The organism is Mobilicoccus massiliensis (assembly GCF_000826525.2).
In the GTDB taxonomy this organism is placed as follows: Bacteria; Actinomycetota; Actinomycetes; order Actinomycetales; family Dermatophilaceae; genus Mobilicoccus; species Mobilicoccus massiliensis.
In genome coordinates, this window is record NZ_LN651327.1 from 65296 (window position 1) to 83728 (window position 18433).

The following is an 18433-nucleotide window of genomic DNA, read 5'->3' on the forward strand; positions in this document are numbered from 1 at the left end:
GTGACTGGCGTCCTCCGGCATTCTCGCCGGGAACCGGCACGATCACGCCGGTTACGGAAGTCCTCGTCATGGCAGGCGTCGTGGAAGACCTCGTGGCAACACGGCGGGGGTGATGACCCCGGACTCGCTGCCATCCCATCTGCCGTCTCGGGTCGGGCGGCCTGACGACGAGAAGTCGAGAGGGGAGGTGAAGGAGGGGGGAGCGTGGGCAAGGTGTTCAGCGAGCCGGGACGACCTCGCCGTCGAGCGGGGTGAGTTCGCCGGGACGCCGGGGGCCGCGGGATCCGTAGAGCACGCCTCCGATGACGATGACGCCGCCGAGGATCTCGACGGGGTTCGGCACCTCGCCGAGCACCAGCCATGCGGTCGAGAGCCCGACGACCGGCACGAGCATCGAGAACGGCGCGACACGGCTCGCCGGGTGGGCCTTCATCAACCACGTCCAGATGCCACCGGCGAGCACCGTCGCGACGAGGCACGTGTAGGCGAGGCCGAGCAGAGCGGGAACGGCACCCGGGGTCAGCGCGGTCGCGAGCGACGAGGTGACGGCGTCGGGGCCTTCGACGAGCCACGACAGGGCGAACATCGGCAGCGGTGGGACCACCGACATCCACAACGTGAGGTGCAGCGGGTTCTGCGGCCTGGCCTGCCGTGAGGCGAGGTTGCCGAGCGCCCAGCCCAGGCCGCCTGCGACCGTCAGGAGGAACGGCCAGAGGGTCGCCCCGCCGAACCGCTGGGATCCGACGATCGCCAGGCCCCCGACCGCGATGGCCGCGCCGAGCATCGCGGTGCGCGAGAGATGTTCGCGCAGCAGCACGGCACCGAGGATCACGGTGAACGGTGCGGAGCTCTGGAGGACGAGCGAGGCCAGCCCCGTCGGCATGCCGATGGCCATCGCCCAGTAGAGAAAGACGAACTGGAGGATGCCGAAGCCGACGCCGTATCCGATGAGCCACCGCGCCCGCACTCGCGGCCGGGGCACGAACAGCATGGTGGGAACGGCGAGGAGCGCCCACCGCAACGCCACGCAGAGGAACGGCGGAAAGTGCTCGAGCGAGGCGTGGATGGCGAGGAAGTTGAGGCCCCACAGCACCGCGACGAGCCCGGCGAGCAGTCGGTGGCGAATCGGCATGGGCCACATCGTGGCGAGACCGGCGATCCGGAACAAGCGTCGTCCACGGGACATGCGGTACACGCACGGGCCACCTCGGCATGGAGCGGCCTCGGACAACAGGCTTCCCCACTGTCGTCCGAGGCCACCTTCATCGTGCGTTGCGAACCGCCCCGCCCATGGGCGCCACGCCGGGCGCGGCTCGCAACCCGTCAGCTCCGCATGGGTTGCTGGAGCTCGGTGACCCAGTCGGACGCAGCATCCGGACCGACACCTGCCCGAGTCGAGCGAAGTCTCCGATCGACATGACACCGTTCTCCCGCCTCACGCGGTGTCAGGGTCAACACCGGATGAGCCGCACATGCCCGTCCGTGGCCCGGGTCACACCTTGAAGCCGCTGACCAGGGCGCGTAGTTCATCGGCGCTGCCGGTGAGGTGGTCGATGTCGCCCATCATCTCGTCGGCGATGTCGGAGGAGGAGCGGGCGTCGCCGGCGCTGCGCTGGATGCTCTCGGCGATGCGTCCGGCACCACTCGCGGCGTCGGCGACACTGCGACTCATCTCGTTGGTCGTCGCGGTCTGCTCCTCGACCGCGGAGGCGATCGTCGACTGGGAGTCGTTGATGCGGGTGATGATCGCACCGATCTGCGTGATCGCCGTGACGGCGGCCTCGGTGTCGAGCTGGATGGCCTCGACCCGACGGCCGATGTCCTCGGTGGCCTTGGAGGTTTCCTGAGCGAGGTCCTTGACCTCGTTGGCGACGACCGCGAAGCCCTTGCCGGCCTCACCGGCGCGTGCCGCCTCGATCGTCGCGTTGAGGGCGAGCAGGTTGGTCTGTTCCGCGATGCTCGTGATCGCCTTGACGACCTCTCCGATCTGGGCGGAGCTCGTGCCGAGTTGGCCGATCGTCGCGTTCGTCGTCTCGGCCACCTGCACGGCCTGGGCCGCGACGCCGGCGGCGTCGTTCGTCGACTGGGCGATCTCGCGGATCGACGAGGTCATCTGCTCGGTGCCCGCGGCGACCGTCTGGATGTTGTGCGAGACGTCGTCGGCCTCGCCCGCGGTGGCGCCGAGGGCGGTCGAGCTGTCGACGGCTCGGGTGCCGATGCGGCGCGAGCGCTCGGTCATCGTCTCCGCCTCACGGGCGACGCTCTCCGCAGCCTCCTTGACCCGGCCGATGATGCCGAGAATGGACTGCCGCGAGTGCTCGAGAGCCTGCGCCGTCTCGCCCACCTCGTCGCCCGTCGTGACCTCGGCGGGCACCGTGAGGTCGTCGTCGGCCATGGCCCGCAGCGAGTCACGCACCGAGCGCAGGGAACGCTGGATCGGCCGGGCGACCGCGCGGGCCACGAGGAGGATGACGACCGGGAGCACGAGCGTCGCGACCACGACGATCCAGATCGTGCGGGCGATCGCCGCGTCGATCTCGTCGGAGACGGCGTCCGCGCGGGCGTCGATCGACTTCTGCAGGGCCCCGGTGGCCTCGCTGATGCGGCCGTTGGCCTCACCGCTGGCGCCGCCGTTGATGGAGTCCGACGCCTGCGCCATCTTGGCCCGATCGCCGGTCGCGAGGAGTTCGCGAGCGGCCTGGTCGGCGGCGAAGAAGTCCTGATAGCCGGCGCGTGCGGCCTGGAGCCGGCCGGCCTCCTCCTCGGTGAGTGCTTCGGTGGGGAACTGCGCGAGGTGCTTGTCGACGTTGGCCTTGGCCTCCTCGAATCCCTGAAGGTTGTAGGCCTCTTCGCCGCTCAGGGCCTTCTTCGAGCCGATGCGGTAGACGTCGCCGAGGATTCCGAGCTGCCAGCCGCTGACGTCGGAGTTGTCGAGTTCGAGTCCCGCGGCGGCCTCCCTCGCGGTGAGAATCTGGGTGCGATCGTGCACGCGACTCTGCACATCGAGCAGGTTCGCGAGAGCGATACCTCCGACGAGTACGGCACCGAGGAGGCCCACGAGGCCGACGCCGGTGATCTTGCCGAAGATGCCGAGGGAACGACGGGAGGTGGATACGGGAACGCTCATGGGGCCGCCTTTGACCGTGTCCGGCGGGACGGGTCTCGCCTATCTGGACGCCTGAGTACGCGCCCTGCTGGACGCTCTTCCTCCTTCGGCAGCAGGACGACCGTTCTGAGGACCTCTCTCGTAGACGTTCGAGGACGTTCCCGTCGGAACCCCCGTGTGAGACGCCGTGGCGCCGACCCCGTTTCGGCAGGGCGGCGCCACGGCGGGATGTGTCATTACGGCGTTCGGTGCGAGGTCAGTACAGCCTCGTGTCGTCCTCGCTCTGCACCCGCAGCCAGCGATAGCCGTACCCGTCGAGTTGGATCTCGAAGGGCTTGGTGGGGTCGTCCTCGACGGAGTCCTGGGCCCACAGATCGACGAGCTTGGACCCGGGGTCGATGTCGTCGAGCTTCACCTCGATCGTGCGACCCTCCTGGCCGAGGTTGTGTGCGGTGACGACCGTGGCCTCGTCGCCACGAGCCGCGAGCACGAGCACCGCCGGGTCACCGACGTCGATGACCTCGACGTCCGCCCAACCGAGTTCGGGGTGGCGGCGGTGCAGGAAGATGAGGCCGCGGATGAAGGAGTAGAGCGAGTCCGGGTCGCTGCGCTGGTCGGCGACGTTGACGTGGTCGGGGCCGTAGCCGCCGTCGGCTAGCGGCGCGATGAGCTTGTTCGCCTTCGCGCTGGAGAAGCCGGTCGAGTCCTCCGACGTCCACTGCATGGGGGTACGCACCGCCATGCGCCCGGTCTCGGCGAGGTTCTCGCCCATGCCGATCTCCTCGCCGTAGAAGATCGACGGGGTACCGGGCAACGCGAACATGAGGCTGTAGGCCATCCGGATGCGGCGCGGGTCGCCGGCGAGCATCGTCGGCAGTCGACGCTTGAGCCCGCGGTCGAAGACCTGCATCTCCTTCTCGGGGCCGAACGCGTCGAACACCTCCTGACGTTCGGAATCCGTGAGCTTGTCGAGGGTGAGCTCGTCGTGGTTGCGCAGGAAGTTGGCCCACTGCGTCTCGCGGGCGAGGGGGTACTTGCCCCGCTCGGTGAGGGCCTTGACGATCGGGCGCGCGTCGTGCCGGGCCATCGCGAGGTACAGCGCCTGCATGCCGATGAAGTCGAACTGCAGCGAGAGCCCGTCGCCGTTCTCGGCACCGAAGAACTGGTACTGGTCCTTGTACGGCACGTTGACCTCGCCGAGGAGGATGCCGTCGCCCGTGCGGCGCCGCAGGAACGCGCACGTCTGGCGGAGGAAGTTCATCGGGTCGCCGAGCTCCTTCTTCTCCTGCGCCGTGTAACCCGTCGTCTCGAGGATGAACGGCACCGCGTCGACCCGGAACCCGTCGACGCCGAGCTGCGTCCAGAACCCGATGATGCGCGCGATCTCCTCACGCACCTCGGGGTTGGCGATGTTGAGGTCGGGCTGGAACTTGTAGAAGTTGTGCAGGTACCACTCGCCGGTCTTGTCGTCCTTCTCCCAGAGCGAGTCCTCGACGTCGGGAAAGACGACCTTGTCGGAGGTGTCCGGCGGTTCGGTGTCGCGCCACACGTACCAGTCGCGGAACGGGTTGTCCTTGCTCTTGCGTGCCTCCTTGAACCACGGGTGCTCGTCGGAGGTGTGGTTGAGCACGAGGTCGACGATGACCCGCATGCCGCGGTCGTGCGCGGTGCGGATGAACTCGACGAAGTCACCGAGGGAGCCCAGGCGTGGGTCGACGGTGTAGAAGTCGGTGATGTCGTATCCGTCGTCCTTGTCGGGGGAGGGGTAGAACGGCATGAGCCACAGGGTCGTCACTCCGAGCTCGGCCAGGTAGTCGATGCGGCGGGCAAGGCCGGCGAAGTCGCCGATCCCGTCACCGTTGCCGTCCTGGTACGTCTCCACGTCCAGGCTGTAGATCACGGCGTTCTTCCACCACAGGTCACTCGTGTCGGTGATGCGCATGCAGGCTCCTCGAGGTCGCGTTCTCGTCGGGTTGATCGAACGTGTCGGGCGGTCGTCGGGGGATGTCAGAGGGGTGTCAGCGCAGGCCGGGCAGGACGTGCTCGGCGGCGGCGTCGATCCACGGCCGCTGCTGCTGGGAGACCTGGTGGAGGTAGACCGCGTCGAAGCCGAGGTCGGCCATCTCGCGGATGCGTTCGGTCAGTCGGCCGAGGTCGGATTCCACGAGGCACGCGTCCTGGATCTGCTCGTCGGTGGAGGCCTCGCCGAGGGCGTCGAGGTGCTCGGTGAGCACGTCGGTGGCGACGGCGGTGGGAAAGACGTTGCTGCTCCACTGGTCCCGCGCGATCGCGCGGGCCTCGTCGTCGGTGGGCGCCCAGGCGACGTGGACCTGGAGGATCATCCGGCCGTCGCCCCCCGCACCACGGTAGGCGTCGACGATCTCGCGCAGGCGATCCATCGGCTGGTTGATCGTCGCGATGCCGTCTGCCCAGCGGGCGCCCTGGGCGGCGCTGCGCGGAGACAGGGTGGGCTGGAAGAGCTGCGGCGGCTCCTGCGGCAGCGTCCACAACTTTGCGTCCTCGACCGTGACGTGCCCGTGGTGGGTGACGGTCTCGCCGCGGTGCAGCCGCCGGATGATGTCGGCGCACTCGAGCAGTCGCTCGTCGCGGACCTCCTTGCGCGGCCACTTCTCGCCGGTGACGTACTCGTTCATGTACTGGCCGGTGCCGAGGCACATCCAGAACCGGCCGGGGAACATCGAGGCCAGCGTGGCCGACGCCTGGGCGATGATCGCCGGGTGGTACCGCTGGCCGGGGGCGTTGACCGTGCCGAACGTGAGGCCGGTCGTCGCCATCGCGGCTCCGAGCCACGACCACGTGAACCCCGCCTCGCCCTGCCGCGAGCTCCACGGCGCGAAGTGGTCGGAGCACATCGCCGCGTCGAAGCCGGCCTGCTCGGCGAGCTGGACGTCCTCGAGCAACTGCCCGGGCGGGATCTGTTCGTGCGAGGCGTGAAAGCCGACGAGAGTCATACCCTCATTCAAACCGAGGAGGTGGCCGTGGTCACACCGGTCGGTGACGACGGGAGCACTCGGGCAGTGGCGCACCGGGTCGACGGCCCGCGGTCGAACGACGAGGAGCAGTGTGGGCATGACGGATTCGAGACAGGGGCGCGCGTGAGACTCGCCGACGTCGTCGCCACCTCCGCGCGTGTCGGCGCGACCAGATCGCGGACGGCCAAGATCGCCGCCGTCGCCGAGGCGTTGCGCGAGGCCGGGTCCGACGCTGCGCGGATCGTCGCGTTCTACCTCTCCGGGGCGTTGCCGCAGCGCCGGACCGGCGTGGGCTGGCGAGGGCTCGCGTCGCTGCCCGCACCGGCGGAGCAGCCGACGCTAACGGTCGCCGAGGTCGACGCCGCTCTCGAGGACATCTCTGCGCTCGCCGGGACCGGCTCGGCGGGGCGGCGTCGTGAAGCCGTGAACGACCTGTTCGCCCGCGCGACCGCCGACGAGCAGGCGTTCCTGCGGGGGCTGCTCACCGGCGAGGTTCGCCAGGGCGCACTCGACGGGGTGTTGCAGGCGGCGATCGCCGAGGCCGCCGCTGTTCCCGCTGCCGCCGTGCGGCGCGCGGTCATGCTCGCCGGGTGGTCGGCCGATGTCGCTGCTGCGGCCCTGGCGCACGGTGAGGCGGGCCTCGCCGAGATCGGCCTCGTCGTCGGAAGACCCCTGCGGCCCATGCTCGCCGGATCGGCACCTGACGTCGCGGCGGCGCTCGCCACGGTGGGCGGAGGAGAGCCGGTGGCGGTCGAGCGCAAACTCGACGGCATCCGGTTGCAGGCGCACAAGGACGGCGACGACGTGCGCCTGTTCACCCGCTCGCTCGACGAGATCACCGAACGGCTGCCCGAGGTCGTCGAACTCGTGCGCTCGCTGCCGGCCGAGCGGCTCGTCCTCGACGCCGAGGCGATCGCGTTGCGACTCGACGGGCGCCCACACCCGTTCCAGGTCACCGGCGCTCGCACCGCGAGCCGGGCCGATCCCGCCGCTCTCGCCGAGCGGACCCCGGTGACGACGTACGCCTTCGACCTCCTGCACGTCGACGGGGAGGATCTTCTCGACCTGCCCGCTCGCGAGCGCTTCGCCCGTCTGGCCGACGTCGCACCCGAGTCCCGCGTGCCCCGGCTCGTCACCGCCGAGGAGGACGAGGCGGCCGCGTTCTTCGCCGATCAGATCGCCGCCGGGCACGAAGGGGTCGTGGTCAAGAGCCTCGATGCGCCCTACGCCGCCGGCCGGCGGGGAGCGGGCTGGGTCAAGGTGAAACCGCGACACACCCTCGACCTCGTCGTGCTCGCCGTCGAATGGGGCAGCGGTCGCCGGCGTGGAAAGCTCTCGAACATCCACCTCGGGGCGCGGGATGCCGCCTCGCCCACGGGGTTCACCATGCTCGGCAAGACGTTCAAGGGCATGACCGACGAGATCCTCGAGTGGCAGACCCGCCGGTTCCTCGACCTCGAGACCCATCGCGAGGGACACGTCGTGTTCGTGCGACCCGAACAGGTCGTCGAGATCGCGTTCGACGGATTGCAGACGTCGACCCGCTACCCCGGCGGCCTGGCCCTGCGGTTCGCGCGGGTGCTGCGCTACCGCGACGACAAGGGCGCGGCCGAGGCCGACACGATCGAGACCGTCCGCGCCCTCGCGGCGACCTGAGCCGCCCCTGCCACGAACGACGTCGGCCCGCACTCACGCTGCTCCGAAGGCCCGCGCAACAACGAATGGTCGTCACCGACGTCGGCCCGCACTCACGCTGCCCGAAAGACTCGCGCAACAAGGACCGGTCAGTCCGACGGCCGATTTCGCCGGCAGCCCCCTGACCAGCGGTGATGCCGGTGGCGGCCGATGAGAGGTCGTCGGTGACCGGTCTTTGTTGCGCGAGTTCTGCGTTGCCTCACTGCCAGACGGCGGTCTCGGGGTCGACTCCCTGGGCACTCGCGTTCTGAGCGATCGCGTCGTGCAGCCACTGCGTGAGACCGGGCTGCACCGCCTCGTAGCGGTCGGTGAACCGCTGGTCGGCGAGGTACATCCGGGCCAGGCACACCTGCATCGAGTACGAGCAGTCGTAGAACCGGTCGATCGACGCGCGATGGCGCTCGGCGAGGGCGTTCGCCGTGTCGGAACCGGGGGCGACGCCGTCGCGGACGGCCGCGGCCATGTCGGCGTCGAGCGCGTCGCTCTCGGCCTTGACCCGTTCCCAGTCCTCACGTGACATCTGCTTCGAGCGGGCCTGCGACTGCGCCCACTGCTCGGTGTCGCCCCAGCGTTCCTCGGCCTCGACCTGGTACTCGGGGTTCCACTCCTGACCGAAGATCTCGCTCATCTCGGCCGGGGTGAGGTTCGTGTCGTTCATCTCTGCCTCCATCAACACATCCACTGCGGAGACCATCTCCTGCAGGCGAGAGATGCGGCCTTCGAGCAGTTCCCGCTGGCGACGCAGGTGGGCGACCTGATCGACCGTGGGGTCGTCGAGGAGTTCGCCGATCTGCGCGAGCGGGATCCCCACCTCCCGGTAGACGAGCACCCGATGGATCCGCGCGACGTCGTCGCGCGAGTACACCCGGTAGTCGGAGTTCGTACGCCCGCTCGGGTGCACGAGGCCGATCTCGTCCCAGTGGTGGAGGGTCCGCACGCTCACCCCGACCAACGCCGCCGTGGCGCCGACCGTCAGCTCGTCGTGCGGTGTGCTCACCGTTGCAGCATCTCTCACACCCACGACGATTCCGCCTCACGCCGCGTGAGGGTCAAGCCACATCGCGACACCGTGTGACCGGCCGCGGCCCAGCCTCGTGCCGACCGCGTGACCGGCGGGTGGATCCGCGGGTGGGTAGCGACCCGGCTCCAGTGCCCCGCAGGCAGACTGGCGGGATCGGACCGAATGCATGAAAGGACGTCATGTTCGATCTCGCCTCGTTCGCGTTCACCTCCAACGACCCCTCGGTGACACCCGAGAACTTTCTCGACTTCGGTATCCACCTCGTCGTCGATCTCGCCGCCGTGCTCGTGCTGGCGTTCGGGATCTACCTGCGGCACGGCCGTCGTGACATCGTCACGTGCCTGCTCTGCTTCAACCTCGCGCTCTTCGTCGTGCTCGCGGTCATCGACGTGCGCAGCGTCGACCTCGGGTTCGGGTTCGGCCTGTTCGCGCTGCTGTCGATCATCAGCCTGCGCAGTGAGACGTTCTCGACGATCGAGCTGGCGTACTTCTTCTGCGGGATCGTGCTGGGGGTGGTCAACGCGCTCGAGGTGGGCGGCACGGTGCTCAACTGGTCCAACGAGCTCTTCGCGATCCTGTTGAGCGCGACCATCGTCCTCGGGGTCTATCTCGTGGATCATCCGCGGCTGCGCCCGGCGGCGGGCCACGTGCAGATCACGCTCGACACGGTGCACCGCGACCCGGTGATGCTGCGCAACGACCTGGAGGATCGGCTCGGGGTCGACGTGACGACCGCGACCGTGCTCCACGCCGATTACGTCCAGGACACGATGCTCGTCGACGTGCGCTACGTGGCCCCTGACGGCGCGCGTGGACAGGTGGCGGGTGTCGCGACGCTCGACCAGCCGTGAGGTCGCCGTGAGTCGTCCCCGTGGCCACCACCTCGAGGAGATCGTCGGCCGCCTCGACCCCATCGATCTCACCGAGCTCAACGCCCGAGCCGCGCTGCAGACCAGAGCCGACTCGAAGTACGTCCTCGACCGGGCTCAGTTCGACGCGTTCGTCGCACGCCTCGAGGGCCGCTGCGACGTGCTCGAGATCGACGGGGTGCGTGGTCAGCAGTACGACACGACGTACTTCGACTCCGCGCAGCTGACGAGCTACCACGATCACCTGCAGCGACGCCGGTACACCTACAAGATGCGCACTCGCATCTACGTCGACACCGGTCTGAACGTCTTCGAGGTCAAACTGCGCGACGGCCGCGGCCACACGGTCAAGCGCAAGATCGACCACGCCGATGACGCGGCGAACGTCGTGGGGCCGAGGGCGGACGCCTTCTTTCGGGAGGTGGTGCGCGAGGCGTACGGACTCGATGTCACGTATCCCGTGCAGCCGGTGCTGCGCAATCGGTACCGGCGGTTCACGCTCGCCTCGCGTGCGACGCCGGCCCGCACGACCGTCGACGTCGACCTGCACATGCTCCGTAGTGCCGACGTCGTCGCGTCGATGGATCCCACGCTCGCGCTCGTCGAGACCAAGAGCGCCCACGGCAATGGCGAGATGGACCGGCTGTTGTGGGACCTGGGTATCCGGCCGATGCGGGTGAGTAAGTACTGTCTCGGGCTCGAACTGCTCCACCCGCACCTGTCGGTGAACCGCTACCTGCCCGCGATGACCCGGCTCTTCGGGCCCCCTCGACGACCGACCGTCACCGCCGTAGGCGAACGCGCCGCGACCGCCTATGTCTCCCTGGAGCGGCCGCCACGTGCCCCGCGGCCGCTTCGCCCGCCTCGCGCCCCGCGCGGACCCCGGCCACTGCATCCGGTGCGATGACCGGGGGCCGGCCTCAGCACCGGGGCCAGGCGTAGGACTCCTGGGCGCCGGCTCGCTGGACGGCCTTCGCGGCGGCGGCGTTGCCGGCGCGGGCGGCGTCCTCGAGTGAGTCCCCTTCGGCGAGGCGGGCGGCGACGGTACCGACGAAGCAGTCGCCGGCGCCGGTGGTGTCGACGACCTCCACCTTCTCGCCCTCGCACACCGTCGTCCCGGCGCTCGTCGACACGACGGCGCCCGCTGCGCCGAGGGTGATGACGACCGAGTCGACCCCGTGGGCGCGCAGGGACTCACCGAGGGCGGAGGCCTCGTCGAGGGTCATCTCGGCGTCCTCCGTCGTCATGTCGTCGTCGGCCGCAGCGGGGTCGTCGGCCTCGAGCATGGCCGCGGCGGCACGGGCCTCGTGCTCGTTGACGATGAGCGGGTCGGCGGCTCGAAGGGTGTCGGGCGCGAGGGCGACGACGGGCGCGAGGTTGACGACGAGGCGCGTCCCGAGGTCGGTGCAGACCCGCGCGGCCTCGTCGACGACGTCGGTGGGGATCTCGCCCTGGACGACCACGACGTCCTCTGCCGTGAGCGCGGCCGCACGCACGTCGTCTACGGTCACCTGCGCGTTCGCCCCCGGGATGACGATGATCGAGTTCTCGCCGGCGTCGGAGACCGTGATGAGCGCGATCCCGGTGGGGGTGTCTTCGACCCTTCGCACGCCGGAGAGGTCGACACCCGCCTTCTCCAGCAGCGAGGTCGCGATCGCGCTGTCCTCGCCGATGCAGCCGACCATCGCGGTCGGTGCTCCAGCGAGGGCCGCGGCCACGGCCTGGTTCGCGCCCTTGCCGCCGGCCTTGCGGGAGCCGTCCTCACCGAGCACGGTCTCGCCGGGGCGCGGATGCGTGCGCACGCGGGCGAAGAGGTCGACGTTGATCGAACCGATGACGACGACGCGCGACGGGGTGTCCATGGCCTCGACCCTACGCAGGACGCGGTTGCCCGGCGCGCGACCGGGGCATAGGGCAGGTATGAGTGCACCCACCTTCGAGCAGACGTACGCGGCCGACGTGCCGGAGTTGTCGACGGCGTGGCGGGCAGCGGTCGTGGAGGAGCCGAGCCTGCTCGTGTTCGACGACGACCTCGCGACCGAGCTCGGGCTCGATGCCGCGTGGCTGCGCACCCCCGACGGGGTGCGGATGCTCGCAGGGCAGGTGCCGGAATCCTGGCCGACGTACGCGCAGGCCTATGCCGGCCACCAGTTCGGTTCGTACTCACCGGTGCTCGGCGACGGTCGGGCGTTGCTCCTCGGTGAGTTCGTCGATCCTGCCGGTCGACGTCATGACCTGCACCTCAAGGGGTCGGGCCGCACCCCCTACGCCCGCGGAGGCGACGGCAACGCCGCGGTCGGGCCGATGCTGCGCGAGTACCTCGTGAGCGAGGCGATGGACGCGCTCGGCATCCCGACGACCCGCTCGCTCGCGGTCGTCGGCACCGGCCGGACGATCATGCGTGAGCGGCCGCTGCCGGGCGCGATCCTCGCGCGGGTCGCGAGCAGCCACCTGCGGGTCGGCACGTTTCAGTACGCGGCCTCCCTCGGCCGCCTCGACGTGCTCCGCGCTCTCGCCGACCACGCGATCGACCGGCACCACCCCACGGCACGAGAGGCCGACGACCCCTACCTCGCGCTCTTCGAGGCGGTCGCGACCGCGCAGGCCCGGCTCGTCGCCCGGTGGATGGGCGTCGGATTCATCCACGGCGTGATGAACACCGACAACATGACGATCAGCGGCGAGACCATCGACTACGGCCCCTGCGCCTTCCTCGACGCCCACGACCCGCGCGCGGTGTTCAGCTCGATCGACCACGGTGGCCGGTACGCCTACGGCAATCAGCCGGGCATCGCGCAGTGGAACCTCGCGCGGCTCGGCGAGGCGCTGCTGCCGCTGATCGGCCGCGGGCCGGGCGGGGGTGAGGACGAGTCGGGTGAGGACGAGTCGACGCCACGGCCGTGGCCCGAACCGGCCGAGGCGGCGGTCGAGGCCGCCACCGGGGTCCTCGCCGGGTTCGCCGAGACCTACGACGCGGCGTTCCACGAGGTCATGGCGGCCAAACTCGGCGTGCGCACCGGTGCGGAGGACGACCCGGAGGTACGCACCCTCGTCAGCGACGTCCTCGCTCTGCTGACCCGCGAGCGCATCGACCACACGCAGTTCTTCCGGGCGCTCACCGACGGATCGGCTCGGGAGCTCGTCGACGACGCCGCGCCGTTCGACGTCTGGCTCGAGCGACGCAGCGCGCTGCTCGATCCGGACACTGCGGCGAGGGAGGCGAGGATGAACGCCGCCAACCCCGTCTACATCCCGCGCAATCACGTCGTCGAGGACGTGCTCGGTGCCGCGACCGAGGGTGATCTCGCGCCGTTCATGCGAGTTCTCCCGGCGTTGCGCACGCCGTTCACGCGCCGCGACGGGTTCGAGGATCTCGCACGTCCCGCGCCGGCCGGAACGCCGCAGCACATCACGTACTGCGGCACCTGAGGCACCGCGCAATCGTGATCCGGTGAACACGTGCGCGGCTTTCCGCCACGAGAGAACGTTCTGGGCCTAGCCTGACAATCACGCAGAACTCCACCACCCGGCTACGCCGGTGACCTCATCGGCGAGGTGTGAGCGAAAGAGGCACTCGATGGACGAGTTGATCGAAGCGTGCGGGCAAGGGCTCGACCAGTGCACCGGTGCGATCGCCGGAGCCTTGTGGAGCAACTGGCTCATCTATCTCGTGCTCTTCAGCGGGATCCTTTACACCATCGTGCTCAAGGCCCCGCAGCTTCTTCGCATTCGTGAGATGGTCGCCCAGCTCATGGGTGGCGGTGATTCCTCCCGGGGTGTCTCCTCGTTCGAGGCCTTCGCCATGGCCCTCGGCGGGCGGGTGGGTGTCGGCAACATCATGGGCGTCGCAACCGCCATTCATTTCGGTGGTCCTGGAGCGATGTTCTGGATGTGGATCACGGCGTTGCTCGGCGCGGGCATCGCGGTGGTCGAGTCCTCGCTCGCGCAGGTCTACAAGGTCGAGGTCAACGGTGAATACCGCGGTGGCCCGGCCTATTACATGACCAGGGGAATCAAGTGGCCGCTGGTCGGCACGATCCTCGGATTCGTCTACGCCTGTGCGGCGATTCTCGCGTTCACCGTCACCGGGCCGACGATCCAGTCGAACAGCATCGCGATGTCGATGGAGGGTGCGTGGAACATTCCGCCGGCCGCCACGGGAATCGTCGTCGCGATTCTCTTCTGCCTCGTGATCTTCGGTGGCATGAAGCGCATCGGCAAGGTCTGCGGATTCCTCGTGCCGTTCATGGCCGCCGCGTACATCCTGCTCGGTCTGGTCATTCTCGTCCTGGACGCCGACGAGGTGCCCGAGATGTTCCGGCTGATCTTCTCCGCCGCGTTCGGCCAGGAGGCGATGTTCGGCGGCATGCTCGGCGCCATCATCATGTGGGGCGTCAAGCGAGCCGTCTACTCCTCCGAGGCCGGCACCGGTTCGGGTGCGCAGGCCTCCGCCGCCGCCGAGGTGTCGCACCCGATCAAGCAGGGCCTGGCCCAGGGATTCTCGGTCTACATCGACACGACCTTCGTGTGCACGATCACCGGACTCATGATCCTGGTCACCGGCCAGTACAACGTCGTGGCGCCGGACGAGACGACCCAGATCATCAACAACCTCCCCGGTGTCGAGAACGCCCAGTACACCCAGAGCGCGATCGACTCGGTGTTCCCCGGGTTCGGCGCCGGGTTCGTCGCGATCGCGATGTTCCTCTTCGCGTTCACGACGCTGCTCTCGTTCGGCTTCTACGCCGACACGAACATCGCCTTCCTCTTCCGTGGCGGCCGCAAGGCGCGCATCGCCAACATCGTCGTCCAGCTCGTGCTCACGGCGTCGATCATCATCGGAGCCATCCGCAAGTCCGACTTCGCATGGAACATGGCCGATATCGGCGTCGGTCTCTACTCGTGGATCAACCTCATCGGTCTGCTGTTCCTCGTCGGCACGGCGATGAAGGTGATGAAGGACTACGCCCAGCAGCGCAAGGAGGGCCTGGACCCGGTCTTCGACCCCGCTCGAGTCGGCATCCACGACGTGCCGCTGTGGAACGAGATCGCCACCCGGTATCGCACCGAGCACGCGAACGACGGCACGGCCCTCATCGGCGTTCCGGGCGACGACGAGACGCCCGGTGGAGCCACCGCGGCCGGAGTCACGACGGATCGGTGAGCGCCCGCGCCCCGCGTCGGGACTCGAAGATCAACGAGGTCTCGGCGTGGGCCACGCCCGGGCGGTTCGTGAGGTGGTCGAGCACGAAATCGCGCAGGTCGTGGGCGTTCGGGCACGCGACGTGGACGTAGAAGTCGGTCGCCCCCGACACGTGGAAGAGGCTGAGCACGCCGGGTAGCCGCGGCACCTGTTCGGTGAACTCCTCGATATGAGAGCGCTCGTGGCCGCTGAACCGCACGGCGACCATCGCCTCGACCGGTCGCCCGACGGCCACGGGATCGACGTCGGCGTGGACCCCGCGGATCACGCCGCGCTCACGCAGTGTGCGCATCCGGGCCAGACACGTCGACTCCGCGATGCCGGCCGCCCGGGCGAGCTGCGCGTTGGTCGCCCGGCCGTCCTCCTCGAGCAGGTTCAGCAGGGCGCGGTCGACGTCGTCGAGAGGTCGCGGGTCGTCCTGGCGCGACATGGGTGCTCCTTGGGTGCCGGGCGTAGGCGCGGGTGGTGCGAGAAACTCTCAGCGTAACCACGGTGACCAGGAGGATCGTTCGGTCTCATTGACCGTTCACCGCAGGATCTACAGACTAGGTGGTGTCCACCGCCAGATCCCGTCGACGATGCCGGAGTCCGCCGATGCCACAGCACCCCCACCTCGCGTTCGACACGATGGCCGTTCACGGTGCCCGCGAGGACCTCGCGGGCCTGGGCGCCCACGTTCCTCCCATCGACCTGTCGAGCACGGCGCCGCTGCCCGATGTCGAATCCGGCGGCGACTCCTACGAGAACCTCGCAGGCGGTGGAGTGCTCGAGCAGGGGCATTCCCCGGTCTACCAGCGATTGTGGAATCCGACGGTCGCGCGGTTCGAGGAGGCCCTGGCCGGGCTCGAGCGCGCCGAGCAGTCGGTGGCATACGCCTCCGGTATGGCGGCGCTCAGCGCGGTGCTGCTCGCGATGGTGCAGAGCGGCAAGCGTCACGTCGTCGGCGTGCGTCCGCTCTACGGCGGCACCGACCACGTGCTCGCCACGAACCTGCTCGGTACCCACGTGAGCTGGGCGAAGGCCGACGGGGTGGGCGCGGCGATCACCCGCGACACCGGTCTCGTCGTCATCGAGTCACCCGGCAACCCGACCCTCGAACTCGTCGACATCGCCGACGTCGTGCGCCAGGCCGGCGACGTGCCCGTGCTCGTCGACAACACGTTCGCCACCCCCGTGCTGCAGCGGCCGCTCGAGCTCGGAGCCAGGCTCGTCATGCACTCGGCGACGAAGTACCTCGGCGGCCACGGCGACGTGCTCGCAGGCATCGTCGCGACCGACGCCGAGTGGGCCGCCCGCCTGCGCGGGGTGCGGGCGCTGACCGGCGGCATCCTCCACCCGCTCTCGGCGTATCTCGCGCACCGTGGCCTGCAGACGCTGCCGATCCGCGTGCGTGCGCAGCAGGAGAACGCGATGGCGGTGGCCGCGTGGCTCGCCGAGCAGCCGCAGGTGAAGAACGTCTACTACCCCGGCGCACCGGGCTGCGACCCCGCGGGCCTCGTCGGCCGGCAGATGTCGGGGCCGGGCTCGATCCTCGCCTTCGACATGGGCGACTACGCACGCGCCGCGCACGTCGCCGAGCACGTGGAGCTCATCACCCATGCCGTCTCTCTCGGCGGGGTCGACTCGCTCATCCAACACCCGGCGTCCTTGACCCACCGCCCCGTCGCGCCCGAGGCGCGTCCGGTGCCGGGCGTATTGCGCCTCTCGGTCGGTCTCGAGGATCCGGCCGACCTCATCGCCGACCTCGAGCGGGCGATGCGCGGCTGACCTCGGTCCCGTCGGCGACGAACCGGCCGGGGGCGCGGCCGGGATGTCGGTGCCCGTCCCTACGCTGAGCTCGTGCCGGAGTTCGCAGCCCTCGTCGTCGGGCCGAGCGCGGCGGACGCGTGGGGCGCGCCCGCCTCGCCTCGGGTCGCGATCGTCGGTGACGGGCTGCGCCGCGTGGTGCCGCTCGACGAGTTGCCCGGGCACGCACGCGAGGTCGGGGCCACGTCGGCGCGGTGGGTGTGGTGGTCGGCCGCCGAGGGGGCACGTCCGCTGGTCGACGCGGGGATCGGCATCGCGCGGGCCTGGGACGTCGCCGAGGCGCATCGGTTGCTCGCCGGCGGGTGGGAGGCCGGGCCGGGTCTGGCCTGGGCGGCCGCACGAGGACTCGACCCGGCGACGCTGCCCGAACGCCACCGCGGCGACCTGCTCGACCTGCTCGGCGGGGAGGACGACGACGATCCGGAGAACCCGGTGCGCCGCGACGGGCACCTGCGCGCCGATGCCGTGGCGGGCGATTGGGCCGTCACCGACGACCGTCTCCTGGCCTGGGCCGACGTACTGCTCTCCTGCGCTCAGGCCCAGCACGAGCGGGCCGAGGCTCTCGGGCCGCGGCTGGTGGCGACCGTCCACTCGGAGTCGGCGGCGGCGGTGCTCTGCGAAGAACTGCGTCACGACGGGCTCCCGGTCGACCGGACCGCGCTGCTCGACATCGTCGGACCGATGTGCGGGCCGCCGGCCGAACGCGACGCCGCCGTGCTCGCGCACGTGCCCGGGCGGGAGGGCACCGACCTGCGCAATCCCGCGTCGGTCCGTGAGCTGCTCGGAGCCGTCGGCATCGACGTGCCCTCGACGCGCAAACACGTGCTCGAGGCGTACGTCCACGTGCATCCGGTCGTGCCGGCGCTGCTGCACTGGCGCGCCGAGGAACGCATCGCCACGACGTACGGTCTGCGGTGGATCGACGAGCACATCGGGCCCGACGATCGGCTGCGCGGCGAATGGCGGGCCTGTGACGGCGGCGCGGGACGCATGACCGCGGCCGGTGGGTTGCACAACCTGCCCGCGGTACTGCGGCCGGCGGTGGCCGCCCATCCCGGGCACCTCTTCGTGCGCGCCGACCTCGGCCAGATCGAGCCACGCGTCCTCGCCGTCGTCTCCGGCGACCCGGCCTTCGTCGCCGCGACCCGCGCCGACGACCTGTACGCGCCCGTCGCCGAACGACTCGGGGTGGAGCGGGCGGTGGCCAAGGTCGCGGTGCTCTCGGCGATGTACGGCGGCCGCGCGGGGCAGGCCGCGGCGGCGCTGCAGGGGCTCGAGCGCGAATACCCGGTCGCGATTCGGCTCCTGGAGGAGGCGTCCTCGGCCGGGATGCGCGGGGAATCGGTGCGTACCTACGGCGGTCGGCTCGTTCCGACCGCGCGCCTCATGGGTGGCGACCGTCCTGGAGCGAACCCGCAGCTCGACGCGGCCCGAGGTCGCTTCGCGCGCAACGCGATCATCCAGGGGGCGGCGGCGGAGTTCTTCAAGGCGTGGGCGGCCACGGTTCGCGCGACCACCGCTCACCTGGGCGCGCGGATCGTCCTCTGCCTGCACGACGAGCTCCTCATCCACGTTCCCGCCGAGCACGCCCAGCAGGTCGCCGCGCTCGTCGATCGGGCACTCGAGGACGCCGCTCGTCGCTGGGCCGGCGGCCGGGCCCGATTCGTCACCGACACCCAGATCGTGGCGCGCTGGTCGGAGGCAAAGGGTTGACGGTTTCGGGGTGCGCAGGCCGTGTGC

Annotated in this window: 14 protein-coding genes; 7 read left to right on the forward strand and 7 right to left on the reverse strand. The window is 70.0% G+C overall.

Annotation, left to right across the window (positions count from 1 at the left end):
• Positions 1–217: 217 nt before the first annotated feature.
• From BN1197_RS04800 to BN1197_RS04815, 4 genes are all read right to left on the reverse strand, one after another.
• Positions 218–1132 (reverse strand): EamA family transporter, encoded by a 915-nt coding sequence (locus BN1197_RS04800; protein WP_040157182.1) that lies wholly within the window; start codon positions 1130–1132, stop codon positions 218–220.
• Between the two features lie 360 nt (positions 1133–1492).
• Positions 1493–3127, reverse strand: a complete 1635-nt coding sequence (locus BN1197_RS04805) for a methyl-accepting chemotaxis protein (RefSeq protein ID WP_040156828.1) — start codon at positions 3125–3127, stop codon at positions 1493–1495.
• Positions 3128–3362: 235 nt separating this feature from the next.
• Positions 3363–5048 (reverse strand): alpha-amylase family protein, encoded by a 1686-nt coding sequence (locus BN1197_RS04810; protein ID WP_040156831.1) that lies wholly within the window; start codon positions 5046–5048, stop codon positions 3363–3365.
• A 76-nt stretch (positions 5049–5124) separates the two neighbouring features.
• Positions 5125–6078, reverse strand: coding sequence for a TIGR03885 family FMN-dependent LLM class oxidoreductase (locus tag BN1197_RS04815; RefSeq protein ID WP_040156833.1), 954 nt, complete (start codon positions 6076–6078; stop codon positions 5125–5127).
• Between the two features lie 144 nt (positions 6079–6222).
• Here BN1197_RS04815 and BN1197_RS04820 point away from each other — a divergent pair, with 144 nt between their 5' ends.
• Positions 6223–7755: an ATP-dependent DNA ligase gene (locus BN1197_RS04820; RefSeq protein ID WP_040157184.1), complete on the forward strand. Its 1533-nt coding sequence runs from the start codon at positions 6223–6225 to the stop codon at positions 7753–7755.
• 238 nt (positions 7756–7993) lie between these two features.
• Here BN1197_RS04820 and BN1197_RS04825 read toward each other — a convergent pair whose 3' ends face one another.
• A complete protein-coding gene (locus BN1197_RS04825) occupies positions 7994–8791 on the reverse strand; it encodes a MerR family transcriptional regulator (RefSeq protein ID WP_040156835.1) in 798 nt (265 codons plus the stop codon).
• 203 nt (positions 8792–8994) lie between these two features.
• Here BN1197_RS04825 and BN1197_RS04830 point away from each other — a divergent pair, with 203 nt between their 5' ends.
• Together BN1197_RS04830 and BN1197_RS04835 are read left to right on the forward strand one after the other, a co-directional pair.
• On the forward strand, positions 8995–9666 hold the full coding sequence (locus BN1197_RS04830; RefSeq protein ID WP_052466027.1) for a DUF4956 domain-containing protein: 672 nt from the start codon (positions 8995–8997) through the stop codon (positions 9664–9666).
• 7 nt (positions 9667–9673) lie between these two features.
• Positions 9674–10591: a polyphosphate polymerase domain-containing protein gene (locus BN1197_RS04835; protein ID WP_176489712.1), complete on the forward strand. Its 918-nt coding sequence runs from the start codon at positions 9674–9676 to the stop codon at positions 10589–10591.
• 13 nt (positions 10592–10604) lie between these two features.
• Here BN1197_RS04835 and BN1197_RS04840 read toward each other — a convergent pair whose 3' ends face one another.
• Complete coding sequence (locus BN1197_RS04840) at positions 10605–11546, reverse strand: ribokinase (protein ID WP_040156838.1); 942 nt, start codon at positions 11544–11546, stop codon at positions 10605–10607.
• A gap of 58 nt (positions 11547–11604) precedes the next feature.
• Here BN1197_RS04840 and BN1197_RS04845 point away from each other — a divergent pair, with 58 nt between their 5' ends.
• Complete coding sequence (locus tag BN1197_RS04845) at positions 11605–13113, forward strand: protein adenylyltransferase SelO (RefSeq protein ID WP_040156840.1); 1509 nt, start codon at positions 11605–11607, stop codon at positions 13111–13113.
• 148 nt (positions 13114–13261) lie between these two features.
• On the forward strand, positions 13262–14848 hold the full coding sequence (locus BN1197_RS04850; protein ID WP_082043641.1) for an alanine/glycine:cation symporter family protein: 1587 nt from the start codon (positions 13262–13264) through the stop codon (positions 14846–14848).
• Here BN1197_RS04850 and BN1197_RS04855 read toward each other — a convergent pair.
• A complete protein-coding gene (locus tag BN1197_RS04855; RefSeq protein ID WP_040156844.1) occupies positions 14832–15317 on the reverse strand; it encodes an Lrp/AsnC family transcriptional regulator in 486 nt (161 codons plus the stop codon). The two genes, BN1197_RS04850 and BN1197_RS04855, sit on opposite strands and share 17 nt — an antisense overlap.
• Positions 15318–15481: 164 nt before the next feature.
• Between BN1197_RS04855 and BN1197_RS04860 the strand changes: the two genes are divergently transcribed.
• Positions 15482–16654, forward strand: a complete 1173-nt coding sequence (locus BN1197_RS04860) for a trans-sulfuration enzyme family protein (protein ID WP_040156845.1) — start codon at positions 15482–15484, stop codon at positions 16652–16654.
• 72 nt (positions 16655–16726) lie between these two features.
• Complete coding sequence (locus BN1197_RS04865) at positions 16727–18406, forward strand: DNA polymerase (protein WP_082043642.1); 1680 nt, start codon at positions 16727–16729, stop codon at positions 18404–18406.
• The last annotated feature ends 27 nt before the right edge of the window (positions 18407–18433 follow it).

Excerpts from the sequence above, each read along its gene's own strand:
- BN1197_RS04845 (WP_040156840.1), top strand. The coding sequence starts at position 11,605 with ATGAGTGCACCCACCTTCGAGCAGACGTACGCGGCCGACGTGCCGGAG.
- BN1197_RS04840 (WP_040156838.1), bottom strand. The coding sequence starts at position 11,546 with ATGGACACCCCGTCGCGCGTCGTCGTCATCGGTTCGATCAACGTCGAC.
- BN1197_RS04850 (WP_082043641.1), top strand. The coding sequence starts at position 13,262 with ATGGACGAGTTGATCGAAGCGTGCGGGCAAGGGCTCGACCAGTGCACC.
- BN1197_RS04815 (WP_040156833.1), bottom strand. The coding sequence starts at position 6,078 with ATGACTCTCGTCGGCTTTCACGCCTCGCACGAACAGATCCCGCCCGGG.
- BN1197_RS04830 (WP_052466027.1), top strand. The coding sequence starts at position 8,995 with ATGTTCGATCTCGCCTCGTTCGCGTTCACCTCCAACGACCCCTCGGTG.
- BN1197_RS04805 (WP_040156828.1), bottom strand. The coding sequence starts at position 3,127 with ATGAGCGTTCCCGTATCCACCTCCCGTCGTTCCCTCGGCATCTTCGGC.
- BN1197_RS04810 (WP_040156831.1), bottom strand. The coding sequence starts at position 5,048 with ATGCGCATCACCGACACGAGTGACCTGTGGTGGAAGAACGCCGTGATC.
- BN1197_RS04860 (WP_040156845.1), top strand. The coding sequence starts at position 15,482 with ATGCCACAGCACCCCCACCTCGCGTTCGACACGATGGCCGTTCACGGT.
- BN1197_RS04855 (WP_040156844.1), bottom strand. The coding sequence starts at position 15,317 with ATGTCGCGCCAGGACGACCCGCGACCTCTCGACGACGTCGACCGCGCC.
- BN1197_RS04800 (WP_040157182.1), bottom strand. The coding sequence starts at position 1,132 with ATGCCGATTCGCCACCGACTGCTCGCCGGGCTCGTCGCGGTGCTGTGG.